Below are 24,223 nucleotides of genomic sequence, written 5' to 3' on the forward strand. Positions count from 1 at the left end.
AGCGAGATGGCGGACGAACGGATCGTGGCGGCGGAGGAGACGGCTGGCGTCGTCGCGCGCCTGAAACGCCGCATGATCGACGATGCGATGCCGCTGTGGTCGACCGTCGGCTGGGATCATGCCGCGGGCGGCTTCATCGACCGGCTGCATCGCGACGGCACGGCGGATGCCGCCGCGCCGCGGCGCGTGTTCGTGCAGGCCCGACAGATCTGGTGCTACGCCAAGGCAGCGCAGATGGACTGGTATCCCGAGGGGCGCGCCGTCGCGCTGAAGGGGCTGGAGCATCTGCTGGCACGCGCGAAGGCGCCCGACGGCCGGCCCGGCTATGTGCACCGGCTGACCCCGGAGGGCGCGGTGCTGGACGGCCGGCGCGACGCCTATGACCACGCCTTCATCCTGTTTGCGCTTGCGTCCGTCTACGCGCTCGACCAGGACGCGCAGGTTCGCGCCGAGATCGATGCGCTGCTCGCCTTTCTCGACGGCCATCTGCGCTCGCCGCATGGCGGCGTCCATGAAGGCCTTCCCGTCTCGCTGCCGCGGCGGCAGAATCCGCACATGCACCTGTTCGAGGCGATGATTGCGTGCTTCGATGCGACCCACGATCTGTCGTTCCAGAATCGCGCCGGCGAATTCTTCGCGCTGTTCCTGGCCAATCTCTACGACAAGCAGAAGCACATCCTGACCGAGTATTTCGAGGAGGACTGGTCGAAGATCGAGCCGGTCAGCGTCGAGCCCGGCCATCAGGCGGAGTGGGTCTGGCTGCTGAAGGGATTCGAGCGCATCACGGGTTGCCCGACGGGGCAGCGGCGCGCGGAGTTGCTGGCGAGCGCACTGCGCTATCGCGACGAGGCGACGGGCTGCCTTGTCGACGAGGGTGATGCCACCGGCAACACCCGCCGCGGCACGCGCCGGCTGTGGCCGCAGACCGAGATCGCGAAGGCGTGGATCGCGCAAGCCGAGTCCGGCGAGCCGGGCGCGGCGGACGAAGCGCGAGCGGCGCTGGTGCGGCTCGAACGGCATTATCTCAGCCATCCCGTCCGGGGCGGCTGGTACGACCAGTTCGATCGCGATGGCAAATCGCTGGTCGACACCATTCCTGCGTCGTCGTTCTATCATGTTCTCTGCGCAGTCACGGAAGCGGAGCAGGTGCTGGAGTGAGTTTCACAGCCACCGCTTGCGTCGCTTGAAGCTCTTGAGGTTCTTGAAACTCTTGCGCTGGTCGCCGGCGCCGCCGAGGTAGAATTCCTTGACGTCCTCGTTGTCGCGGAGTTCGTCCGCGGTGCCGTCGAGGACGACCTTGCCTTGCTCCATGATGTAGCCGTGGCTCGCGACCGACAGCGCGGCGCGCGCGTTCTGCTCGACCAGCAGGATGGTGACGCCGAGGTCGCGGTTGATCTTCTGGATGATCGAGAACACCTCTTTCACCAGCAGCGGCGACAGGCCCATCGAGGGCTCGTCCATCAGGATCATCTTCGGGCGCGCCATCAGCGCGCGGCCGATCGCGAGCATCTGCTGCTCGCCGCCGGAGAGATAGCCGGCAAGACCGGTGCGCTCCTTCAGGCGCGGGAAGTAGTTGAAGACCATGTCGATGTCGGCATCGACCTCGCGGTCCCTGCGGGTGAAGGCGCCGAGCTTGAGGTTTTCCAGCGAGGTCATGTCGGAAACGATGCGGCGGCCCTCCATCACCTGGAAGATGCCGCGGCGCACGATCTTGTCGGGGTCGATGCCGTTGATCCGCTCGCCCTCGAACAGGATCTCGCCACGCGTCACCTCGCCGTCCTCGGTCTTGAGCAGCCCCGAGATCGCCTTCAGTGTCGTCGACTTGCCGGCACCGTTGGCGCCGAGCAGCGCCACGATCGCGCCCTTGGGCACGTCGAGGCTGAGGCCGCGCAACACCAGGATGACGTCGTCATAGACGACCTCGATATTGCGTACCCCGAGGAGGGGCGGCGCAGGCACGATGCTGGGCGAGGGGCGAGTAGCTTCGTGAATGTCGGTCATTGGGTGTGCCGCCAATTTGGTGCGCTCGTCATGCCCGGGCTTGTCCCGGGCATCCACGTTCTTTGTGCCGAGTGGTCAGAGGTGGATGGCCGGGCCATCTGCGCGAAGACGCGCTTCGCGCTTTTGCCCGGCCATCACGTCGAAGATGCCGTCACCACCCCAGCAATTCCGGCTTGCGCGGCAGCTCGACGGTCTTGACCTTTTCGAGCTTGATCGCACCCTTGGCCATGAGGTCGTTGAGGTCGCCGTCGGTCGCGCCTGCGATCCTGGTGCGATAGAGGTCGACCTTCAGCGTGCCGCGATGGTCCTTGTCGGTCCAGGTCGAGGGATTGCAAACGCCTTCCATGCCGGCCGGTACCCAGTCCTTCTTCTGGTAGAAGCCCTTGGCAACGTTCTCGCCGGTCGCCCCGCCGTTCTTGGCAGCCCAGTCGAGTGCTTCCTTCATGTACAGCGCCGAGCAGACCGCCGCGATGTAGTGCACGGGGCGGTAGACCTTGCCGGTGGGATCGGACATCTTGGAGATTTCCATCACCGTCTTCATGCCGGGCGCATCGCCGCCCCAGCTCACCGCAGTGCGCAGCGGGAAGATCACGCCATCGGCGGCGTCTCCGGCCGTCTTGGCGGCGTTCTCGTCCATTCCCCAGACATTGCCGAGGAACTGGATGTCGACGCCGGCGGTCTTGCAGGCCTTCAGGACCGAGATGTTGGAGGCCGCGGTGTTGCCGAGATAGGCGTAGTTGGCGCCCGAGGATTTCAGGCTCAGGCACTGCGCGCTGTAGTCGCCCGGTGTCAGCGCGAACACCAGCGGCGGCAGCACCTCGAGGCCGAGCTCCTGCGCCATGGCTTCGCCGGCGGCCTTCGGTGCGTTCGGATAAGGATGGTTGGCGCCCATGTGCACGAATTTCGGCTTGCCGGGCTTGCCCTTGGCCTTCCAGTCCTCGGCCGCCCACATCAGCATCGCGCGCAGCGAGTCCGAATAGCTCGGGCCGTAGAAGAAGTTGTAAGGCGCGGGCTTGGCCTTGCCGCTGACGCCTTCGGGATCGGTGAGCGCCGCGGCATAGGAGCCGGAGATGTCGGGGATCTTGTCCTGGGCGAGGAAGCCGGTCAGCGCCTCGGTGTCCGCGGTGCCCCACCCCATGATCGCCGCAACCTTGCTGTCGGGCGCCGACCACTTCTTATAGAGCGCGATCGCGCGCGGCACCTGGTAGCCATAGTCGTTGGTGTCGAGGTTGACCTGCTTGCCGCCGACGCCGCCATTCTTGTTCACCCAGGCGAAGGTATCGGCGACGGCCTGGCCGTAGGGCGTGCCGACGTCGGAGGTGCCGCCGGAATAATCGGCGAGATGCCCGATCGCGATCTGCGCCTGCGCGCTCATTGAGAATGCGGCGATCACCAGGGCGAGCGATGCAGTGCTCAAAAGGGATTTTGTCTTCATTGGTTGCCTCCTCCTGTTTATTGGTTGATTAGTAAGTTGCCCGTTCTCAATGAGAGAACGGGTAGAGTTTCCAGTACGCCTTGATCTGCCGCCAGCGATGCGCGAGGCCATCGGGCTCGAACATCAAAAACGCGATGATGATCACCCCGATCGCGATCTCGCGCAGGAAGGTGATGTTGTTGTTGAGCGACAGCGCCTTGTCGATCGCGCCCCCCTTCAGGTAGATGCTGAGAAACTCCATCGTTTCCGGCAGCAGCACCACGAAGGCGGTGCCCATCAGCGTGCCCATGATCGATCCCGTGCCGCCGATGATGATCATGGCCAGGAACAGGATCGAGCGTTCGATGCCGAAGCCCTCCTGGGAGACCACGAGCTGATAGTGCGCATAGAGCGCGCCCGCGATGCCGGCGAAGAAGGCCGCGAGCCCGAATGACAGCGTGCGGTATTTGGTGAGGTTGATGCCCATGATCTCCGCGGAGAGATAATGGTCGCGGATCGCCACCAGCGCGCGGCCGTCGCGCGTGCGCATCAGATTGGTGACGAGGACATAACTCGCGATCACATAGGCCAGCACGACATAGAAATATTGCCTGTCGCCGCGCAGCGCGTAGCCAAAGATCGAGAATGGATTGGCGCTGGCCGGCACCGAGCCGCCGGTGAACCACTCCGCGCGGGAGAAGAAGTCGAGCAGGATATATTGCGCGGCAAGTGTCGCGATGACGAGGTACAGCCCCTTCAGCCGTGCCGCCGGGATACCGAAGATCAGCCCGACCAGCGCGGTCACGACGCCCGCGAGCGGAATCGCGAAGAACACCGGGATCGGCGCATTGTTGGAGATGTAGGCGGAGGTGAAGGCGCCGAGCAGGAAGAAGGCGGCATGCCCGATCGATATCTGGCCGGTGAAGCCGACCAGGATGTTCAGGCCGAGCGCTGCGATCGAGAAGATGCCGATCTGGATCAGGATGCTCAGCCAGTAGCCGCCGAGGAATTGCGGCACGAGACACAGCGCCAGCACGCCGGCGATGGCAAAGTTGCGGCTGGTCGCCGTCGGGAAGATCGTGGTGTCGGCCGCGTAGGAGGTGCGGAAATCACCAGCGGGGATGAGGGCAGGGCCGGCCATGGGTCAGATCCGCTCGATGTCGTGGGTGCCGAACAGGCCGTAAGGCTTGATCATCAGCACGATGATGAGGACGTAGAACGGTGCGATCTCGTAGAGATTGCCCCAGTGCAGATACTCGCTGTCGACGTATTGCGCGATGTTTTCGAGCAAGCCGATGATGATGCCGCCAAGCACGGCGCCGCCGACGGAATCGAGCCCGCCGAGGATCGCCGCCGGAAACACCTTGATGCCGTAGGCGGCAAGGCCCGAAGACACGCCGTTGACGACGGCGACGACGACGCCCGCAACGGCTGACACCGTCGCCGAGATCGCCCAGGCCATCGCGAACACGCTTTTCACGGAAATGCCGAGCGACTGGGCGACCTGCTGGTTGAATGCGGTGGCGCGCATGGCAAGGCCGTATTTGGAGGCGCGGAAGAACCAGGCCATGCCGATCATCATCGCCACCGACACGACAAGGCTCATGACATAGACAGTCTGAATTTGGAGCCCGAACAGGCTGACCGACTGGCTCTCGAACACGCGCGGAAACGGCTGCGGGTTGACGCCGAACATCCATTTCAGCGTGGCCTGCAGCACGGTCGAGAGGCCGATCGTCACCATGATCACCGAAATGATCGGCTCGCCGATCATCGGCCGCAGGATCAGGACCTGGATTGCGATGCCGAACACGAACATGAACACCAGCGTCATCGGCATGCCGATCCAGAACGGTACCTGGTATTTCGCCAGCAAGGCCCAACACACCCAGGCGCCCACCAGCAGCAACTCGCCTTGCGCAAAATTGACGACCTGTGTCGCCTTGTAGATCAGCACGAACGACATCGCGACCACGCCATAGAGCGTGCCGACCACGAGGCCGTTGACCAGGAGCTGGATGAGGAAGGCGGTGTTCATGTGATTTGCTGTCCTTCGCCTCTCCCCGCTTGCGGCAGGGCTATCGCATATGGTGCGCACGATGCGGCGGCATTGGCAGTCGGCTCCCTCTCCCGCTCGCGGGGGAGGGCTGGGGTGGGGGCTGTCTCCGCATTGGGATTGTTGAGAATTGCGGAGGACGTCCCTGAGTGGTGAGAACCCTCACCCGCCGCGCTCTGCGAGCGCGTCGGCCTCTCCCGCAAGCGGGAGAGGCCGGGCAAGCCCGCGGTCCTCGTGAAATCCATATGCGATGGCCCTGCCGCAAGCGGGGAGAGGCGAAGGGCAGCGTCTTGCGCGACGATCACCTGCATCACTCCGCAGCCTCCGCCATGTGCCCGTGCCCACCCAGGTCCACGACCCTCAGCGTCGTTCGCACCCGCTGCGTGGTGCCGTCCTGGAAGCGGATCACGGTGTCGACGGGGATGTCGGCGTCGCCGCGGTAGATCGCGTCGATAATGCCTTCGTACTTCTCGTTGATGACGCTGCGGCGCACCTTTCTCGTGCGGGTGAGTTCGCCGTCGTCGGCATCGAGCTCCTTGTAGAGCAGGAGGAAGCGCGAGATGCGCTGCGCCGGCGGCAGCGTGGCGTTGACGGTCTCGACTTCCTTCTTGAGCAGGGCATAGACCTCGGGCCGCGAGGCGAGGTCGCTGTAGGTGGTGAAGGAGAGCCGGTTCTTCTCCGCCCATTTCGAGATGATGGAGTAGCGGATGCAGATCATCGCGGCGAGCGCGTCGCGGCCGGCGCCCAGCACGACGGCTTCGGCGATATAGGGCGAGAACTTCAGCTTGTTCTCGATGAATTGCGGCGAGAAGCGCTCGCCGCGCGAGGTCTCGGCGAGATCCTTGATGCGGTCGATGACCACGAGCTGGCGGTTCGCATTGAAATAGCCGGCATCGCCCGACAGCATCCAGCCGTCTTTGACATCGGCGACGCTGGCTTCCGGGTTCTTGTAATAGCCGAGGAACATGTTGGGATGCCGCACCACGATCTCGCCGACGCCGTGGACGTCGGCATTGTCGATGCGGATCTCGACGCTGTCGGCCATCGGCACGCCCGTGGTGTCAGGATCGACTTTGCCCTCGGGATGCAGCGTGTAGGCGCCGAGCAATTCGGTCTGGCCGTAGAGCGTGCGCAGCGGAACGCCCATGGCCTGGAAGAACTTGAAGGTGTCGGGGCCGAGCGCCGCACCGCCCGTCGCGGCCGAGCGCAGGCGGGTGAAGCCGAGCCGGTCGCGCAGCGCGCGGAACAGGACAGCATCGGCGAAGCCGGAGCGCTTGCCCTCTGCGAGCGCGGCAAGGCCGCTCTTCATCCCGATATCGAACAGGCGTTGCTTGAAGGGCGTTGCGTCCATCACCTTGGCGCGGACGTCGGCGGCGATGGATTCCCAGACGCGAGGGGCGAAGAGCACGAAGGTCGGCGCGATTTCGCGCAGGTCGTTCATCATCGTATCGGGCTCTTCGACGAAGTTGATCTTCATCCGGCACAAGAGGCCTTTGCCCAGCACATAGACCTGTTCCATGATCCAGGGCAGCGGCAGCACCGAGACGTATTCGTCGTCCGGTCCCTTCGGATCGAACGCGAGATAGGTCGCGCAATGGCCGAGCACGCGGCCGGCGGCGAGCATCGCGAGCTTTGGATGCGAGGTGGTGCCCGACGTGGTGCAGAGGATCGCGACGTCCTCACCCTTGGTGGCATCGACGAGCTTGTCGTATAGCCCCGGTTCGCGCGTAGCGCGGGCTCGGCCGAGTTCGGCGAATTTCTCCGCCGACATCAGCCTGGGATCGTCGTATTTCCGCATCCCGCGCGGGTCGGAATAGATGATGTGTTTCAGCCTTGGCACGCGGTCGGCGAGGGTGAGCAGCTTGTCGACCTGCTCCTCATCCTCGGCGAAGACGAGTTGCGCCTCGCCGTAAGTGAGGAGATAGGCGGCTTCTTCGTCCAGTACGTCGCGGTAGAGCCCGAGGCTCAGGCCGCCGATCGCGTGGGTGGCGATTTCCGCCGCGACCCAGTCCGGCCGGTTGTCACCGATGATGCCGATGACGTCGTTGCGCCCAAGGCCGAGCTCGACGAGGCCGAGCGCGAAATCGCGCACGCGCGTCTGGTAATCGTTCCAGGTGAAGACACGCCACAGCCCGAGATCCTTTTCGCGCAGCGCGATCTCGTTGCCGTGCTCCCTGGCGTTCAGCCTGAGCATTTTTGGATAGGTATCGGCCTGCGCGACGCGGCCGGCGTAATCCATCATGCCGCGCTCTCCTGCGCCGGCGGCGCATCGTCGGGATCGACCAGCACTTCGTCTTCTTCGCCGAGATAGGCGCGCCTGACGTGGGGATCGGCAAGCACGGCGGCCGGATCGCCCTCGGCGATCTTGCGGCCGAAATCCAGCACCATGACGCGGTGGGAGATGTCCATCACCACGCCCATGTCGTGCTCGATCATCACGACCGTCATCCCGAACTCCTCGTTGAGATCGACGATGTAGCGGGCCATGTCCTCCTTTTCCTCGAAATTCATGCCGGCCATCGGCTCGTCGAGGAGGATGAGGCGCGGTTCCAGGGCCATGGCGCGGGCAAGCTCGACACGTTTGCGCAGGCCATAGGAGAGAGTGCCGGCTTGCGCTTTTCGCACCGACTGGAGGTCGAGGAAGTCGATGATCTCCTCGACCTTGCGGCGGTGCTCGAGTTCTTCCTTGCGGGCGCCGGTGAGCCAGTAAAGCGAACCCGTGAGGAAATTGTTCTTCAACAGGTGATGGCGGCCGACCATGATGTTGTCGAGCACGCTCATGTGGTGGAACAGGGCCAGGTTCTGGAAGGTACGGCCGATACCGAGCGAGGCACGGGCGTTCGGCGTCAGGCTGGTGATGTCGCGGCCCTGGTAGAACAGCTGGCCCTCGGTCGGCTTGTAGCGGCCGGAAATACAGTTCACGATCGAGGTCTTGCCGGCCCCGTTGGGGCCGATGATCGAGAACAGCTCGCCGTCCCTGATCGCGAAGCCGACATCGGTCAGCGCACGGACGCCGCCGAATCGCAAGGACACGCCGCGCACTTCAAGACTGGTAGCCACCAAACAAATCCCTCCCGGTGATGGCGCTTGATTGGCGCTCTTCGTCGGTTTCTGTCGGGCGATCCTAGTACGGTCGTGCCGGCCAGACCATGCAGCTATTGGTCTCGACCGGACCCGCGAGGCTCTCGTTCCCGTTCAGGGATCAAAAGCCGCATCGCCCGAGGTGGTTCTCAATAGGGGAAAGCGCTATTTTGAAATGTCTCCGGCCTGACAATTCTGCGACAAAGTTTTTCAGGCGGAGGCGGTCTTCATCTTTCGTCGGATGGCGGCGGAAGCAGTCGTGTTGCAGTGCAGCAGAAGGACGGAGTGACGAAACGGTGCGGCTGGCTTCGGGATCATGATTTCAGAGGATCAACTGAAGCGCATTGCCGCCTGGTCGCGCGAGCTCACGCAAGCGGAGATCGAGGTCGCTCGCGCCGGGATCACGGAACGGTCCTACGGCACCGGCGAGACCGTGTTTATGCGCGGCGATACGTTCGATTATTGGGCCGGCATGGTCTTTGGCCTTGCCCGGATGGGCGGGGTGTCGCGCGACGGTAAGGAGACGAGCCTCGCCGGGCTGACGGCGGGGGCCTGGTTCGGCGAGGGCAGCGTGCTCAAGAAGGAGCCGCGCCGCTACGACGTGGTCGCGCTGCGCAACAGCCGCGTCGCGCTGATGGAGCGCAGCGCCTTCATGTGGCTGTTCGAGAACAGCGTCGGCTTCAACCGCTTCCTGGTCCGTCAGCTCAACGAGCGGCTCGGCCAGTTCATCGGCATGCTCGAGGTCAACCGCACGCTCGATGCGACGTCTCGGCTTGCCCGCAGCATTGCCTCCCTGTTCAACCCGATCCTCTATCCGGAATCGACCGCGCATCTGGAGATTACGCAAGAAGAGATCGGCGCTCTCTCCGGCATGTCCCGCCAGAACGCCAATCGTGCGCTCAATCGGCTGGAGAAGGAGGGGCTGCTGCGGCTCGAATATGGCGGCGTCACCATCCTCGACATCGAGCGGTTGCGCGGCTACGGGGACTAGCGCGCGTTGGCGGCTGCGTGCAGCGGCCAGAGGTCGGCGCGCCAGCGGATTGCGATCGCCAGCATCGCGATGAAGCCCGCGGCGGCATAGAGCGACCCCGTCGCGGAATAGCCGATGATGTCGATCAGGCTGCCGGCCGCGAGCAATCCGAGTGGCAGGCCGTAGATCACCATCATGCGGACGCCCATCACGCGGCCGCGCAGATGGGCGCTCGCCGTGCGCATCAGGATCACGGCCGCCGAGATCATCGACATGCTCTGGGCGATGCCGGCGAGAGCGAGGCAGGCCATCGCCACCGGCATGGTCCTGATTTCGACGAATACCAGCAGCATGGCGTACCAGGCCAGCGTCGCGCCGATCAGCAGTCGGGCAATGCGCAGTCCGCCGACCAGGCTGAGCGTGATCGAGCCGATCAGCGAGCCGACGGCGAAGCTTGCCGAGAGATAACCGAGGCCGGTCTGGTCGGTGTGAAAGATCTCGCGCGCGCTGTAGGGCAGCAGTCCGCCGGTGAGAGGAAATGCGGTGAGATTGGCCAGGAAGGCGACACACAGAGCCGCCCGCATTCCCGGGCCATTCCAGGCGTAGACGATCCCTTCCTTCAGTTCCTCCAGCAATCTTGAAACGGCGCGGCTGGACGCAGGCAGATCGGTGGTTGCAACGGACCTTTCCGGCCGGGTCAGGCAGAACATGAGAATCGCAGCCACGAGGTAGAGGCTCGCGACCGCCGCATAGACGAGGCCAATGCCAAGCACCGCAAACAGTCCGGCTCCCGTCAGCGCGCCGGCAATGCGCGCGCTATCCTGGGTCGTGCGTGACAGGCCGATCGCGCCGATCAACTGCTCGGCCGGCATGATGTCGGCGAGCAATGCGCTGCGAATGCCGAGATCGGAGGAGCGGATCAGGCCCATGATCGCCACGATGATCATGACGTTGAGCGGCGCCAGATGGCCGGTCAGCGCCAGCACCATGATGGTCGAGGCGAGCACCGTATAGGTGAGGCGCAGCACGACAAGAAGATCGCGATGACCGATGCGGTCGCCGATCATCCCAAGTGCAGGGGCGACCAGCGTTCCCACATATTGCAGTGACGCCAGAATGGTCAGCAGCAGCACCGAGCCGGTCTCGACCAGGATGTACCAGCCAAGCACCAGCGTCTCGATCTCGAACGCCCAGGAGGTGAGCAGGTCGGATAGCCACTGGAAGCGATAGTTGCGGATGCGGAATGGCGCGAGTGCGGAAGGCCGTGCGGCTGCGCTCACGACGCGATGACGGGTGTCACGGCGATTCCCTTGCCCTTGTTGTTTCTTGTTTCTGTTCAGCAGGGTAGCGCTGGCGACGAGCATGTCAACCGGACCCGCCGCATGTCGCCATGCATGGCGGCGTCGCCACGGCCAGCCGCAGGCGCGCTCCTGGAGCGGGTGCACGTCCGCTGGTTCCCGCGGTGGCTTCGTTCGCAGACGCATGACGCGGTCACATAGTCTTCACCTTGCTGTGGCCCAACAAGGGCGCGGGCGCGGGCGCGGGGGATCGGAGCGATCGCAGCATGTGGAGATGGTGGCCGCGGCTTGCCGCGCAGCTCTTTTGTGTCGTGTTTTTCGCGAGCGTCATGGCTTCACCGGGCCAAGCGGGTCCGCAGGACATGCTGACGCTGATGCAGCGCATTACCTCGCTGGCGAAGGACGGCCGTTATGGCGAAGCGGTCGGTCTTGCGCGCAAGCTCGTCGGCGAGGCCGAGAAGAGCGCGGGGCGGCAGTCACCGCTGACGGCAACCACGCTGGTCGTGCTGGGCCAGGCGCTCCAGGCGCAGGGCGAGACGGCCGAGGCCGAGACTGTGCTGAGACGGGCGCTCGCCATTCGCGAAAAGAATCTCGGCCCCGATCATCCTGATGTCGCCGCGGTGCTCGCGACGCTCGGCCAGATCGAGCTCAACCAGAACCGACTGAGCGAGGCCGAGCGGGACATGTCGCGGGCCATCGGCATCGACGAGCGCGCGCTGGGCCCCGACCATCTCACGACGGCGTTGGCGCGCATGCAGCTCGGCAATCTCCGTCACCGCCAGATGAAGGAGACGGAGGCGCTCGACCTGTTCAACCGCGCGCTGGACGTCTTCAGGAAGTCTCCGGGGCAAGCCGACATCATGATCCCGGTGACGCTGAACAACATCGCAGAGGTCTATCGGGCGCAAGGCCGGCCACAACTGGCGGAGGCACACCTTGCCGAAGCGCTGGCGCTCCAGGAAAAGCAGCACGGATCCGACAGCATCTACCTCACGGCAACGCTGAACAATCTCGGCGAGCTGCGGCGCGCGCAGGGCCGGCTTTCGGAGGCCGAGCAACTGGCCCGGCGGACCCTGGCGATCAGGGAAAAGGCGCTGGGCCCGGAGCATCCCGACGTCGCGGCGAGCCTCAACAATCTCGCACTGGTGTTCTCGCGGGAGGGCCGCGACGCCGAGGCCGAAGGGCTGCTGAGCCGCGCCCTGGCGATTCAGGAGAAGGCTTTCGGAGCCGCGCATCCGAACGTGGCGACGGCGCTGAACAACCTTGCGGAGGCCTGGGCGCATCTGAATCGCAGGCAGGAGGCCGAACAGCTCTACCGCAGATCGCTGGCCGTGCGCGAAAAGAGCCTCAGTCCGGCCCATCGGGATGTCGCCGTGTCGCTCGACAATCTGGTGACCCTGCTGGGCGACGGCGCTCGCTATGTGGAAGCCGAACCGTTCGCGCGCCGCTCGCTTGCTATCCGCGAAGCAGCACTCGGCGGTTCGCACCCGCTGGTCGCGAACAGCCTGAACAACCTGGCCGTCGTTCTGGACAGCACCGGTCGCCCGAAGGAGGCCGAGCCGCTCCTGAAGCGCGCGCTGGATATCCGTCTGAACGCGCTTGGCGAGGCGCATCCTGACGTCGCCAACAGTCTTGCCAATCTCGGCGCGCACCATCTCGATCTGAAGGATTGGCCGCGAGCCCGCGACGCATTTGTCCGCGCGGTAGCCATCCAGAACAGCCGCCGCGCGGCGGAATTCGGCGAGCAGGAGGGCCGGGGCGATCTGAAAGTCCATGAGGACACCAATCCATACCCGGGATTGATCGTCGCCACCTACAATCTGGCGAAGGCCTCCGATGAGGCGCAAGCGGGCGCCTTGCGGTCGCAGGCGTTCGAGGCGGCGCAATGGATCGGGGACGAACAGGCCGCGCGGGCGATCGCGGGGATGTCGGCCCGCATCGCTGACGGCAACGGGGATCTTGCGGCGCGGATCCGCGACCGGCAGGACCTCGGCGAGCAGGCGGTTGCGACCGACAAGATGCTGATCGCGGCCATCTCGCAAGCCGATGCTGCACGCAATCCGGCGGCAGAGCAGGCGCTGCGCGCCCGGGCCGCGACGATTAATGGTCAGATCCGCGAGCTGGACCGCACGATCGCCGTGCAGTTTCCTGGATATTCGGCGCTGGTCACCAGGGCTTCCGTGCCGATCGAGGAGGTGCAGAAGCAGCTTCGTCCGAACGAGGCCCTGCTGCTGTTCTCGACGACTTCGCGCTTCACCTTCGTCTGGACGGTGACGCGTTCGGAGGTGCGGTGGCACGCGACCGATCTCGGCGAGACGCAGATGGCCGAGATGGTCGGCGCTCTGCGTTGCGGCCTCGACGCGGAGGCATGGCTGGGCAAGGCGTCGACCTGTCCGGAGAGGCTCGGTCGCCAAAGGACGCTGGCGGCAGACGAGTCGCTGCCGTTCGATCAGGAGCGGGCGTTTGCGCTCTACCAGGCGTTGCTCGGCCCGGTCGCGCGCGACATCGACGGCAAGGAGCTGATCCTGGTGCCGTCCGGCCCGCTGGCCACGCTGCCTTTCCAGGTCTTGCTGACCGACAGGCCCGTGGCCGGTCAGGACGTTGCGAAGGCGCCCTGGCTGGTCAGGCGGTTTGCGACCACCGTCCTGCCCTCGGTCTCCAGCCTCAAGGCGCTGCGCCAGGTCGCGCAGAAGAGCAGCGCCTCGAAGCCGTTTCTTGGCTTGGGCAATCCCTTGCTCGACGGTGACGGCCGCAGCGATGTCGCGACCGCGCGCGCCAGGCTGGCGCGCCAGATCCAGAATTGCGGGACCATTCCGGCGCGGGCGCCGCGGATCGCACAACGCGGCTTGCGCGCGGTGGCCGCGCTCTCGGGCGGCGCCGCCGACATCGAGCAGCTCAGGCGCCAGATGCCGCTGCCGGAAACCGCGCTCGAATTGTGCTCGGTGGCGAACGGCTTTGCGCCCGTCAAGGGCGACGTCTATCTCGGCGGCGATGCCACCGAGACCAGGATCAAGATGCTCAGCAACAGCAGCGATCTCGCGAGATATCGTATCCTGCATTTCGCGACGCATGGCGCGCTGGCGGGACAGGTGCGCGGGTCCATCGAGTCCGGATTGATCCTCAGCCCGCCGGCGGCCGCCACATCCACCGATGACGGCTATCTCTCGTCGTCGGAAATTTCGAGCCTCAAGCTCGACGCCGATTGGGTCATCCTGTCCGCCTGCAATACGGCCGGCGGCCAGGCCGCGAATTCGGAAGCCTTCTCCGGTCTTGCGCGAGCCTTCTTCTATGCGGGGACGCGCGCCCTTCTGGTCTCGCACTGGGCCGTCAGCTCGGACGCCGCGGTTGCCATCACCACCGGCACCATCGATGCCATGAACGCGCATTCCGACATCGGTCGCGCCGAGGCCCTGCGCCGCTCGATCTCGGCCTTGATCGCCAAGGGCGGCGAGAATGCGCAGCCTGGCACCTGGGCGCCATTTGTGCTGGTGGGCAACGGCAGCCCGTAGCCGCCGGCGGATCAGCGCGCCGCTGCCGGTTTCCGCTCCGCCAGCGCCGCGGCCATCGCCGAGATCAGCGGACGCATGAAATAGGCTTCGTCGGCCGGCGAGATATCCGTGCGCAGGCCGTGCGCGGCGAGCTCGCCCGAAACCGCCGGCCCCACCGAGGCAATCAGCGTCCGGTCGAGGCCGGCACGCAGCTTCGCTTCGCTGCCATGCGTCTTGGCGGCTTCGATCAGGCGGCGGACCTGGCCGAGATTGGTCAGCGCGATGGAATCGATCCGGCCCTCCGCCATGTCGTCGATGGCGGCGACGATGTTGGCATCCGCCGCCTTGGAATCGTAGACATAGGGCAGCACGGTATCGACATCGGCGCCTTGCGCGGCGAGCGCGCCGGTCAGCGTGTTGTGGTCCTTGTCGGGATAGAGCTGGAGGCCGAGGCGGCGTCCGTTCAGGTCGAGCTTGCCGAGCATCTCGATCACCCCCTCGGTGGTCGGCTTCTCCGTGGTCTGCTGCGCCTCGAGCGAGATCTCGCGCAGCGCCTTGCCCGGTTTCGGCCCGCGGGTGAATTTTCGCGATTTGGCGAGCGCTGCGACAAGGGCCTTGTCGAGACTGCGGGCGACGGCAAGCTTCATGATCCGCCGCAGGCCTTCGCCGGTCATCAGCACGAGATCGTCAAGGGGCCTGGCGATGGCGCGGCGGATCCAGGCCTCGACCGGAGCGGGGTCCGGCGCATCCTGGATGGTGAACATCGGGCATTGCACGACCTCGGCGCCTTGCTCGGCCAGCAGCTTGGAAAACTGCGCCTCCTCGCGCGTTTCCAGAATCAGGATGCGGGTGCCGTTCAAGCGGTCGGCCATGGGCGTGCTCCGGTATAAATCGCAATGGTACGTTCATCCTGACTCCGCGGTCGGGATTGGCGCAAGGGTAGCGTCGGTGCTAGAGCAGGGGCGCAAGTCGCGGGTGGTTCCGCATCATTTGCCCAAACCTTCATCAAGAGCCAGTTCTTCAAAGACCATGCCCGATCATCAATATGTCCTGACCCTGTCCTGTCCGGATCGCCCCGGCATCGTCTCGGCGGTGTCGACCTTCCTGGCCCACAATGGACAGAACATTCTCGATGCCCAGCAGTTCGATGACGTCGAGACCAAGAAGTTCTTCATGCGGGTGGTGTTCACCGCGGCTGATCTCGCCGTGGAGCTCGCGGCGCTCCAGACCGGCTTTGCCGCGATTGCCGAGCGCTTCGGCATGGAGTGGCAGATGCGCGATCGCGCCGCGCATCGCAAGGTGATGCTGCTGGTGTCGAAATCCGACCATTGCCTGGTCGACATCCTCTACCGCTGGCGCACCGGCGAATTGCCGATGGTCCCGACCGCGATCGTTTCGAACCACCCGCGCGAGGTCTATGCCGGGCTCGATTTCGGCGGCATCCCGTTCCATCATCTGCCTGTGACCAAGGAGACCAAGCGCGAGCAGGAGGCGCAGATTCTGGACCTCGTCGCCAAGACGAAGACCGATCTCGTGGTGCTCGCCCGCTACATGCAGATCCTGTCGGATGGTCTCTCGGCCCAATTGTCGGGGCGCTGCATCAACATCCACCACTCGTTCCTGCCGGGCTTCAAGGGCGCAAAGCCCTACCACCAGGCCCATGAGCGCGGCGTCAAGCTGATCGGCGCCACCGCGCATTACGTGACGCGCGACCTCGACGAGGGCCCGATCGTCGACCAGGACGTCGAGCGCATCAGCCACCGTGACACGCCGGAAGATCTTGTCCGCAAGGGCCGCGACATCGAGCGCCGTGTGCTCGCCCGCGCGATCCGCTACCATCTGGATGACCGTGTCATCCTCAACGGCCGCAAGACCGTGGTGTTCATGGATTGAGTGACGCCCGTCTTGTCGGTCTCGCTGGAAATGCCCGCACGCCGATGAACATCAGGCTGATCGTCGAGTCCGGAAATGATTTCGCCGACAACGACAATCACGGCGACCGCGCGATATTCGGCTGCACCGTGGCGCGGCTTCGCGAGTTATGGCCGGGCTGCGAGATTCGCTGGATCACCGCCGAGGCGAACCTGGAACGGGCGCGGGGCGCCGGGGTTACGCCGATTCCCGCGAGCGACCTTGCCAATGACGCTGCCAGGACCGCGCTCCTAAGCGATTGCGATCTCGTGCTGGCGACGGGCGGCGGCTATTTCACCGACAGTTTTGCGTCGCACGCCTGCAGGGTGCTGGACACGCTCGAAGCCGGTTTGCGGCTCGGCAAGCCGGCGGCGATTCTGAGTTGCGGCTTCGAGCCGAGCAGCGACCGGCTGCTGACTGCGAAGATGCTGGCGGTTCTGCCGAAGCTCGGCCTGATCGTGTGCCGCGAGCCGCTTCAGGGTCCCGACGTGCTCCGCTCGGTCGGCGTTTCGGCCGATCGGCTCTGCATATCTGGCGACGACGCCGTTGCCTTCGCATTCGACAGGCGCCCTGCGGTGCTCGGAGGCGGCCTCGGTATCAATCTGCGATGCGCCGATTATGCCGGCGTCGGGCCAGGCACCATCGCCGATCTCCGCAGCATGTTGCACGGCGCGATCGCGGCGCTGGACGCGCCGATCGTTTCCGTTCCCATTTCGGCATTCGGTCCCTCCGATGTCGATGCCATCCACAGCGTGGTCGCCGATTTCGCCGACCGGATCGACGATCGACGCGGGCTCGCCACGCCCGAGGACATCGTGGCGCGTGCCGGCGATTGCCGCCTGGTCATCACCGGCAGCTATCACGCGGCAGTGTTTGCATTGTCGCAAGGCGTATCGGTTGTGGCGCTCGTCGCCTCGCCGCACTATCGCTCGAAGTTCCGCGGCCTGCAGGCCGGGTTTTCCGGTACCGGCCTTGAGATCGTCGAGCTGGGGCGGGCGAACACCGCCGCCGCCCTGACGCAAGCCATCGCGAGCGGCTGGCGGAACGCGCCCGCCGTTCGTGCGGATCTGTTGCGTGAGGCCGAGCGACAGGTCGGGCAAGCCAAGGAAGCCTACGAAAGGCTGCGCGGCCTCCTTGCCAAAGGGCAGCCGGCGCGCTTGGCTGCGGAGCTCAGCCCTGTGAGGGGTGTCGCGGAGCCGGCATCGAACACGAGGCCAACAAGAATGCCTGAGACGATGATGTCGAATTCATTGCCTGCGCTCTCCGCCGAGGAGATCGACACCTTCCGAACGCAAGGCTATCTCGGACCGTTCACCGCCTTCGATCCGCAACGGATGCAGCAGGCACGGCAGACCATTCTGGAGCGTGTTTTGACCACGCCAACGCGCTATTGCCCGTTCGGCTTGCGTGTCCGCCATCTCGACAGCAGAACCGTCTACGATCTCTGCTCCTCACCGGAAATCCTCGGTCGCATGGCGTCGCTGTATGGTCCGGATCTCGTGTTGTGGAACTCGAACCTGTTCAACAAGCCGCCGGCCACGCCCGATCGGGTCGAGGAGTATCCCTGGCATCAGGACCATTATAATTGGAACATGGAGCCCGTGCTCAACATCTCGGCCTGGCTCGCAATCGGTGAGGCGACGGAGGAGAATGGCTGCGTGCAGGTGATCCCCGGCTCGCATCGCCAGATCGTTCCGCCGGTCATGGACACCAATCCGGACCTCTCCTTGCGTTTCGGCGGCGTGGCGTCCGATCCCCGCTTCGTCGATGAGACCAAGAAAGTCTCCCTGCCGCTCCGGTCCGGTCAGTTCTTCCTGTTCAACGAGCGTCTGCTGCATCACTCCAATCCGAACCGGACCAACGAGAACCGGCTGGGTTTGGCGATCCGGGTGACCGTGCCGATCGTCAAGGTGAGCGAGCCGTTTCCCTGCGTGCTGCTGAACGGCGAGGACAGGATGGGCTTCAATCGCTATGTCGAGCCGCCGCTCGATGAACCCGACGCGGACTGGCTGGCGGCGCTGCCGCTCAATCACGCCTTCGAGTTCGACCGGCCGATCCCGGGCATGGGATGGCATCTGTTGGAGAACGACGGGCGCAATCGCTTCGCCTGGACGGGGCTGGAGCCGGCGGCATGGCTCGACTTCCGACCCGCGGGCACCGGCGATCATGTCGTGCGCTGGGAGGTCGTGCATGCGATCTCTCAGGCGGCGGTGGATAACGCGGTATTGCGGGTCAACGGGATTGCCCTCAGCGTCGAACGCACCCAGGAGGGCAACGTGGTCGTGTTGCAGGCCCGCGTTCCCGAGCCTGTGCTCCGGCGGCGTCCGGATCGGGTTCGGGTTCAGCTCGACGGCTGCAAGGCGCTGCGGCCCTGCGACCTCAATCAGGGGAGCAGCGACAAGCGCCAATTGGGGCTCGGCGTTCGTCGCGTCTCGCTCGCTCCCGTCGGCGGCTAGCGCACCGCGCCTCCGGAGGTCGCGCCCGCGGCGCCCTTCTGCGCCTGCTCTTCCTTCTCGCGATCGGCTGCCGGCAGCAACCGCTTGCGCTCGCGCTCCTTCATGTAGGCGTCGTATTGCGGCGTGCCTGCCCGCGGCGGGGCATCGGCCGGCAGGCCGCCGGCCCATTGCGGAACGTAGTCGCCCATGCCGGCCGACAGCTTCTCATTGACCGTGCCGCAGCCGGACAGCCCCGCGGCAAGTGCGAGGAGGACCAGGGTGGAGCGGAAAGGCTTCGGCATTGTGGGGTGCGCGGGTTCGATCTGGTTGGACGCGGGCAGCTTGATGCCGCGAGGGTAGCCTTCAACAAGGTAAAATAGACTTATTCGAGGTAGGTAATAAGTTACCGGGTTGGGGCCGGCCTCGACCCCGCATGTACCAATTCTGCAAGAGAAAGACGAAATCTTCCATCCACGCGGCCCGTCGCATTTCTAGACTGCGGCGCACGGCTCGCGACAAAGTGGCTTGGTCGGCGATGGGGCTTTTTCGTTGACAGGTCCATTTTATTTGTACAATCGTACAAATAAAAGCAGCCAAGGTCTGGGCGTTGGGGTCACCCCGATGTAACCGCGACATCGCTCCCCGCCGTCGGAAATCGGGACACTCGGCTTGCGCCGAATGGTCGCCAAACGTCCGATTGACAAGGGGGGCGCCGAGGACGCCATGTGGCGCGCGATAGGGCTCGCGCGTGAGCTAGAGTGAGGCAAGGACCGGGCACTCGGTTCGCCGCACAAGAGGTCAGGAATCAAGGGGAGGGACACTCTGATGTTCGAACGCAAACAACTTTCTTGGGCCGCCGCGGTGGCCGCCGTCGCGGGCCTGGTGGCCGTCGCGCCGGCCAGGGCCGAGGACGCCGTCAAGATCGGCCTGATCCTGCCGATGACCGGCGGCCAGGCCTCGACCGGCAAGCAGATCGAGAACGCGATCAAGCTCTACATGCAGCAGAAGGGCGACACCGTCGCCGGCAAGAAGGTCGAGATCATCCTCAAGGACGATGCTGCGATTCCCGACAAGACCAAGACCGCCGCGCAGGAATTGATCGTCAACGACAAGGTCAATTTCATCGCCGGCTTCGGCGTGACCCCAGCGGCGCTTGCTGCCGCGCCGCTGGCGACGCAGGCCAAGATTCCGGAAGTCGTCATGGCGGCCGGCACGTCCATCATCACCGAGCGCTCGCCCTACATCGTGCGCACCAGCTTCACGCTGGCGCAGTCCTCCACCATCATCGCCGACTGGGCGGTGAAGAACGGCATCAAGAAGGTGGCGACGCTCACCTCCGACTACGCGCCCGGCAACGATGCGCTGAACTTCTTCAAGCAGAATTTCACCGCTGGTGGCGGCGAGGTGGTCGAAGAGGTCAAGACGCCGCTCGCCAACCCCGATTTCGCGCCGTTCCTCCAGCGCATGAAGGACGCCAAGCCCGACGCGATCTTCGTGTTCGTGCCGGCCGGCCAGGGCGGCAACTTCATGAAGCAGTATGCCGAGCGCGGCCTCGACAAGGCCGGCATCAAGGTGATCGGGCCGGGCGACGTCACCGACGACGACCTGCTCAACAACATGGGCGATGCCGTGCTCGGCACAGTCACCGCGCATCTCTATTCCGCGGCGCATCCGTCGGCGATGAACAAGGATTTCGTCGCAGCCTACAAGAAGGCCTTCGGCAACCGTCCGGGCTTCATGGCGGTAAGCGGCTATGACGGCATCCACCTGATCTACGAGGCGCTGAAGAAGACCGGTGGCGACACCAATGGCGACAAGCTGATCGAGGCGATGAAGGGCCAGAAGTGGGAGAGCCCGCGCGGCCCGATCTCGATCGACCCCGAGACGCGTGACATCGTGCAGAATATCTACATCCGCAAGGTCGAGAAGGTCGACGGCGAGCTCTACAACGTCGAGTTCGCGACCTTCGAAGCCGTCAAGGACCTCGGCAAGACCAAGAAGTGACGCGCGAAAGCGCGTCATCCCGGAGCGCTCTCTCACCTCTCCCGCTTGCGGGAGAGGTCGGTGCAGAGCGCCGGGTGAGGGTTCTCTCCTCGTCGGGAGTCTCTCAGTGGAAAGACCCTCTCCCGCAAGCGGGAGAGGGAGCGCAGCATGTCCCTGGCTACATCTGAGATAATTTCCGGCTCGCGATGACCTCTATCCTCACCAATTTGTTCGATGGCGTCGCCTACGGCATGCTGCTGTTCGTGCTCGCCTGCGGGCTCGCGGTCACGCTCGGCCTGATGAACTTCGTCAACCTCGCCCACGGCGCCTTCGCCATGGCCGGCGGCTATGTCTGCATGGTGCTGGTCAACCGGATGGGCTGGCCATTCTTCGCCGCGCTGCCGCTCGCTTTCGTCTCGTCGGCCGCGATCGGCATCGTGCTCGAGCGCACACTCTATCGGCACCTCTATACGCGCAGCCATCTCGACCAGGTGCTGTTCACGATCGGCCTGACCTTCATGTCGGTCGCTGCCGTCGACTACATCCAGGGCTCCTCGCGGGTCTTCATCAATCTGCCGGTCGCGCTCCAGGGCCAGTTCGACCTGTTCGGCGTCGGCATCGGCCGCTACCGGCTGATGATCATCGTGATCTGCGGCCTGCTCACCATCGCGCTCCAGATGGTGCTGGCCAAGACGCGTTTCGGCAGCCGCCTGCGCGCCGCCGTTGACGATCCGCGCGCCGCCAGCGGCCTCGGCATCAACGTGCCGCAGGTCTTCGCTTTCACGTTTGCGTTCGGTTGCGGGCTTGCCGGCCTCGGTGGCGCGCTCAGCGCCGAGATCCTCGGCCTCGACCCGTATTTCCCGCTGAAGTTCATGATCTACTTCCTGATCGTGGTCACCGTCGGCGGCTCCTCCTCGATCACCGGCCCGTTCCTGGCTTCGCTCCTGCTCGGCATCGGCGACGTCGCCGGCAAGTATTATGTGCCGAAAATGGGACCTTTCGTGATCTACACCATGATGATCGTAATTCTGATCTGGCGCCCGAACGGTCTGTTCGGCCGCACGGCCGCGCGTTGAGTTCGCCGATGAACGCTGCTTCCGACGTCGGTCATCATGCCCAGCGCCAGGCACGCTGGCACTATGGCGAAATCGCCTTCTGGCTGGTCGTGCTGGCCTGCGGCTTCGCATTTCCCTCGCGCTATCTGATCATGACCGACATCCTGCGGCTCGCGCTGTTTACCATGTCGCTCGATCTCATCCTCGGCTATGCCGGCATCGTCTCGCTCGGCCATGCCGCCTTCTTCGGTGTCGGCGCCTATGCCGCGGGACTTCTTGCGCTTCACGGCATCGTCAACGAGCCCGTGCTCGCGCTGATCGTGGCGGGCCTGGCCGCGATGGTGCTGGGCTTTGCCACCAGCTTCCTGGTGATCCGCGGCGTCGACCTGACCCGGCTGATGGTGACGCTCGGCATCGCGCTGCTGCTGGAGGCGCTCGCTGAACGCTTCTCCAACATCACCGGCGGCACCGACGGCCTGCAGGGCATCGAGATGCAGCCGATCTTCGGCGAGATCCCGTTCGACATGTTCGGCAAGACCGGCTTCTTCTATTCGCTCTCCGTGCTGTTCGTACTGTTCCTGTTCGCCCGCCGCGTCGTCCATTCGCCGTTCGGCCTGTCGCTGCGTGCGATCAAGAACAATCCGCTCCGCGCCGCCGCCATCGGCATCCCCGTCAACCGCCGCCTGATCGCGATCTACACGCTCGCGGCGTTCTATGCTGGCATTGCCGGCGCGCTGTTCACCCAGACCACCGCGATCGCTTCCCTCGACGTGTTCGCCTTCGAACGCTCCGCCGACCTGATGCTGGTGCTCGTCATCGGCGGTACCGGCTATCTCTATGGCGGCCTTATCGGCGCGGTGATCTTCCGCATGCTCCAGGAATTGTTCTCCACCATCACCCCGCAATACTGGCAGTTCTGGATCGGCCTCGTGCTCGTCGTGATCGTGCTGGTTGGCCGCCAGCGCCTGCATCGCTGGGTGCTGTATGTGCCCAACCTGATCATCAAGCAGGTCGCGGGACGCAAGGCGGTTGTCGCGGTGCCGGAGAGCGACGCATGACCATCGCGCTCGAAACCCAGAACCTCGAAAAGCAGTTCGGCGGCCTGCGCGTCACCCGCGATCTGTCGCTGAAGATCGAGCAGGGCGCCCGCCATGCGCTGATCGGCCCGAACGGCGCCGGCAAGACCACGGTCATCAACCAGCTCACCGGCGTGCTGAAGCCGAATTCGGGGCGCATCCTGCTCGAAGGCCAGGACATCACGGATCTGCCCGTGCACAAGCGCGTGCTGCGCGGCCTGTCGCGCACGTTCCAGATCAACCAGCTCTATCCCGACCTGACTCCGCTCGAGACCATCGGCCTCGCGGTTTCCGAGCGCCTTGGCCATGGCGGCGACTGGTGGCGGCGGATGGGCACACGCAGCGATGTCAACGGCGAGATCGCAGATCTGCTCGGGCGCTTCCATCTGCTCGACGTCATGAACGAGCAGACCGTGACGTTGCCCTACGGCAAGCAGCGCCTGCTCGAGATCGCGGTCGCGATTGCGGCCAAGCCACGCGTGCTGCTGCTCGACGAGCCCGCCGCCGGCGTGCCCGAGAGCGAGCGCCACGACATTCTCGCCGTCGTAGGCAGCCTGCCGCGCGACGTCACGGTGCTGCTGATCGAGCACGATATGGATCTCGTGTTCTCCTTCGCCGACCGCATCTCGGTGCTGGTCTCGGGCGCGCTGCTCACCGAAGGCCCGCCCGAGCAGGTCGCGCGCGATCCGCAGGTCAAAGCGGTCTATCTTGGCGAGGAGGCGGTCAATGTCTGACCTGCTCGCGATCGACGCCCTGCGTGCCGGCTACGGCGAGGCGGTGGTGCTGCCGAAGATGACGCTGAATCTCGCCGAGGGTCAGGTGCTGGCGCTGCTCGGGCGCAACGGCACCGGCAAGACCACGCTGATCAACTCCATCGTCGGTGTCACCCGCCGCTTCTCCGGCACCGTCGCGCTGGCTGGCACGGATGTCACCACGCTCCGGCCCGACCAGCGGGCGCGCGCCGGTATCGGCTGGGTGCCGCAGGAGCGCAACATCTTCCGCTCGCTCACGGTGGAGGAGAACATGACCGCGGTGGCCCAGCCCGGCCCCTGGACGGTCGAGAAAGTCTACGAGATGTTTCCGCGGCTGAAGGAGCGGCGGAGCAATTTTGGCAACCAGCTCTCCGGTGGCGAGCAGCAGATGCTGGCCATCGGCCGCGCGCTGACCCTCAATCCGAAAGTGCTGCTGCTAGACGAGCCGACCGAGGGCCTTGCCCCCATCATCGTCGAGGAGCTGTTGAAGGCGATCGGCGCCATCACCCGGGCAGGGGGCATCTGCTCGATCATCGTCGAGCAGAATGCGCAAAAGATTCTGGGGCTCGCCGACCGCGTTGTGATATTGGAACGCGGAACGATCGTCCACGACGCCCCGAGCGCCGCGCTGAAGGCCGACCCGTCGGTCCTGGAGCGCCACCTTGGCGTCGCAGGGGCGGCGGCCCACTAAAAAACTCTCGGG

General features: G+C 65.0%; 19 protein-coding genes. 10 read left to right on the forward strand and 9 right to left on the reverse strand.

Annotated features, from left to right (window positions below):
- Positions 1-6 precede the first annotated feature (6 nt).
- On the forward strand, positions 7-1,158 hold the full coding sequence (locus AC1RUR_RS12720; protein WP_492844371.1) for an AGE family epimerase/isomerase: 1,152 nt from the start codon (positions 7-9) through the stop codon (positions 1,156-1,158).
- Between the two features lie 3 nt (positions 1,159-1,161).
- Here AC1RUR_RS12720 and AC1RUR_RS12725 read toward each other — a convergent pair whose 3' ends face one another.
- The 6 genes from AC1RUR_RS12725 to AC1RUR_RS12750 all read right to left on the reverse strand — a co-directional run bounded on the left by AC1RUR_RS12725 (position 1,162) and on the right by AC1RUR_RS12750 (position 8,531).
- Entirely contained in the window at positions 1,162-2,001 is an 840-nt protein-coding gene (locus AC1RUR_RS12725; protein ID WP_492844373.1) for an ABC transporter ATP-binding protein, read from the reverse strand.
- 151 nt (positions 2,002-2,152) lie between these two features.
- Positions 2,153-3,436, reverse strand: coding sequence for an ABC transporter substrate-binding protein (locus tag AC1RUR_RS12730; RefSeq protein WP_492844376.1), 1,284 nt, complete (start codon positions 3,434-3,436; stop codon positions 2,153-2,155).
- 46 nt (positions 3,437-3,482) lie between these two features.
- Entirely contained in the window at positions 3,483-4,556 is a 1,074-nt protein-coding gene (locus AC1RUR_RS12735) for a branched-chain amino acid ABC transporter permease (RefSeq protein WP_492844378.1), read from the reverse strand.
- Positions 4,557-4,559: 3 nt separating this feature from the next.
- Complete coding sequence (locus AC1RUR_RS12740) at positions 4,560-5,453, reverse strand: branched-chain amino acid ABC transporter permease (RefSeq protein WP_027545085.1); 894 nt, start codon at positions 5,451-5,453, stop codon at positions 4,560-4,562.
- A gap of 328 nt (positions 5,454-5,781) precedes the next feature.
- A complete protein-coding gene (locus AC1RUR_RS12745; RefSeq protein ID WP_492844381.1) occupies positions 5,782-7,713 on the reverse strand; it encodes a long-chain fatty acid--CoA ligase in 1,932 nt (643 codons plus the stop codon).
- Positions 7,710-8,531 carry an ABC transporter ATP-binding protein gene (locus AC1RUR_RS12750; RefSeq protein ID WP_492844383.1) on the reverse strand — a complete coding sequence of 274 codons (822 nt, stop codon included), beginning with the start codon at positions 8,529-8,531 and terminating at the stop codon, positions 7,710-7,712. The genes AC1RUR_RS12745 and AC1RUR_RS12750 overlap by 4 nt, the downstream gene beginning before the upstream one ends.
- A gap of 337 nt (positions 8,532-8,868) precedes the next feature.
- On the opposite strand from AC1RUR_RS12750, the gene AC1RUR_RS12755 reads away from it, so the two are divergent.
- Entirely contained in the window at positions 8,869-9,543 is a 675-nt protein-coding gene (locus AC1RUR_RS12755; RefSeq protein ID WP_492844385.1) for a Crp/Fnr family transcriptional regulator, read from the forward strand.
- On the opposite strand, the gene AC1RUR_RS12760 is transcribed toward AC1RUR_RS12755, so the two are convergent.
- The gene (locus AC1RUR_RS12760; RefSeq protein WP_492844387.1) at positions 9,540-10,802 is read right to left on the reverse strand and encodes an MFS transporter; all 1,263 of its coding nucleotides are present in this window, start codon (positions 10,800-10,802) and stop codon (positions 9,540-9,542) included. The genes AC1RUR_RS12755 and AC1RUR_RS12760 overlap by 4 nt on opposite strands.
- A 347-nt stretch (positions 10,803-11,149) precedes the next feature.
- Here AC1RUR_RS12760 and AC1RUR_RS12765 point away from each other — a divergent pair, with 347 nt between their 5' ends.
- Entirely contained in the window at positions 11,150-14,329 is a 3,180-nt protein-coding gene (locus AC1RUR_RS12765) for a CHAT domain-containing tetratricopeptide repeat protein (protein ID WP_492844389.1), read from the forward strand.
- A gap of 11 nt (positions 14,330-14,340) precedes the next feature.
- On the opposite strand, the gene AC1RUR_RS12770 is transcribed toward AC1RUR_RS12765, so the two are convergent.
- Complete coding sequence (locus tag AC1RUR_RS12770; protein WP_492844391.1) at positions 14,341-15,180, reverse strand: uroporphyrinogen-III synthase; 840 nt, start codon at positions 15,178-15,180, stop codon at positions 14,341-14,343.
- Positions 15,181-15,337: 157 nt separating this feature from the next.
- Here AC1RUR_RS12770 and purU point away from each other — a divergent pair, with 157 nt between their 5' ends.
- Positions 15,338-16,201: a formyltetrahydrofolate deformylase gene (gene purU / locus AC1RUR_RS12775; protein ID WP_492844393.1), complete on the forward strand. Its 864-nt coding sequence runs from the start codon at positions 15,338-15,340 to the stop codon at positions 16,199-16,201.
- A 44-nt stretch (positions 16,202-16,245) separates the two neighbouring features.
- Positions 16,246-18,675, forward strand: a complete 2,430-nt coding sequence (locus AC1RUR_RS12780; protein ID WP_492844395.1) for a phytanoyl-CoA dioxygenase family protein — start codon at positions 16,246-16,248, stop codon at positions 18,673-18,675.
- On the opposite strand, the gene AC1RUR_RS12785 is transcribed toward AC1RUR_RS12780, so the two are convergent.
- On the reverse strand, positions 18,672-18,956 hold the full coding sequence (locus tag AC1RUR_RS12785) for a hypothetical protein (RefSeq protein WP_492844397.1): 285 nt from the start codon (positions 18,954-18,956) through the stop codon (positions 18,672-18,674). The genes AC1RUR_RS12780 and AC1RUR_RS12785 overlap by 4 nt on opposite strands.
- A gap of 523 nt (positions 18,957-19,479) precedes the next feature.
- Between AC1RUR_RS12785 and AC1RUR_RS12790 the strand changes: the two genes are divergently transcribed.
- From AC1RUR_RS12790 to AC1RUR_RS12810, 5 genes are all read left to right on the forward strand, one after another.
- Positions 19,480-20,658: an ABC transporter substrate-binding protein gene (locus AC1RUR_RS12790; RefSeq protein ID WP_492844399.1), complete on the forward strand. Its 1,179-nt coding sequence runs from the start codon at positions 19,480-19,482 to the stop codon at positions 20,656-20,658.
- Between the two features lie 185 nt (positions 20,659-20,843).
- Positions 20,844-21,713, forward strand: coding sequence for a branched-chain amino acid ABC transporter permease (locus tag AC1RUR_RS12795; RefSeq protein ID WP_492844401.1), 870 nt, complete (start codon positions 20,844-20,846; stop codon positions 21,711-21,713).
- An 8-nt stretch (positions 21,714-21,721) separates the two neighbouring features.
- A complete protein-coding gene (locus AC1RUR_RS12800) occupies positions 21,722-22,750 on the forward strand; it encodes a branched-chain amino acid ABC transporter permease (RefSeq protein ID WP_492844403.1) in 1,029 nt (342 codons plus the stop codon).
- Positions 22,747-23,502 carry an ABC transporter ATP-binding protein gene (locus tag AC1RUR_RS12805; RefSeq protein WP_271565389.1) on the forward strand — a complete coding sequence of 252 codons (756 nt, stop codon included), beginning with the start codon at positions 22,747-22,749 and terminating at the stop codon, positions 23,500-23,502. Before AC1RUR_RS12800 ends, AC1RUR_RS12805 begins: the two co-directional genes overlap by 4 nt.
- Complete coding sequence (locus tag AC1RUR_RS12810) at positions 23,495-24,211, forward strand: ABC transporter ATP-binding protein (RefSeq protein WP_492844405.1); 717 nt, start codon at positions 23,495-23,497, stop codon at positions 24,209-24,211. Before AC1RUR_RS12805 ends, AC1RUR_RS12810 begins: the two co-directional genes overlap by 8 nt.
- Positions 24,212-24,223 lie beyond the last annotated feature (12 nt).

This window comes from Bradyrhizobium sp. GW821-FHT12B03 (assembly GCF_058807535.1).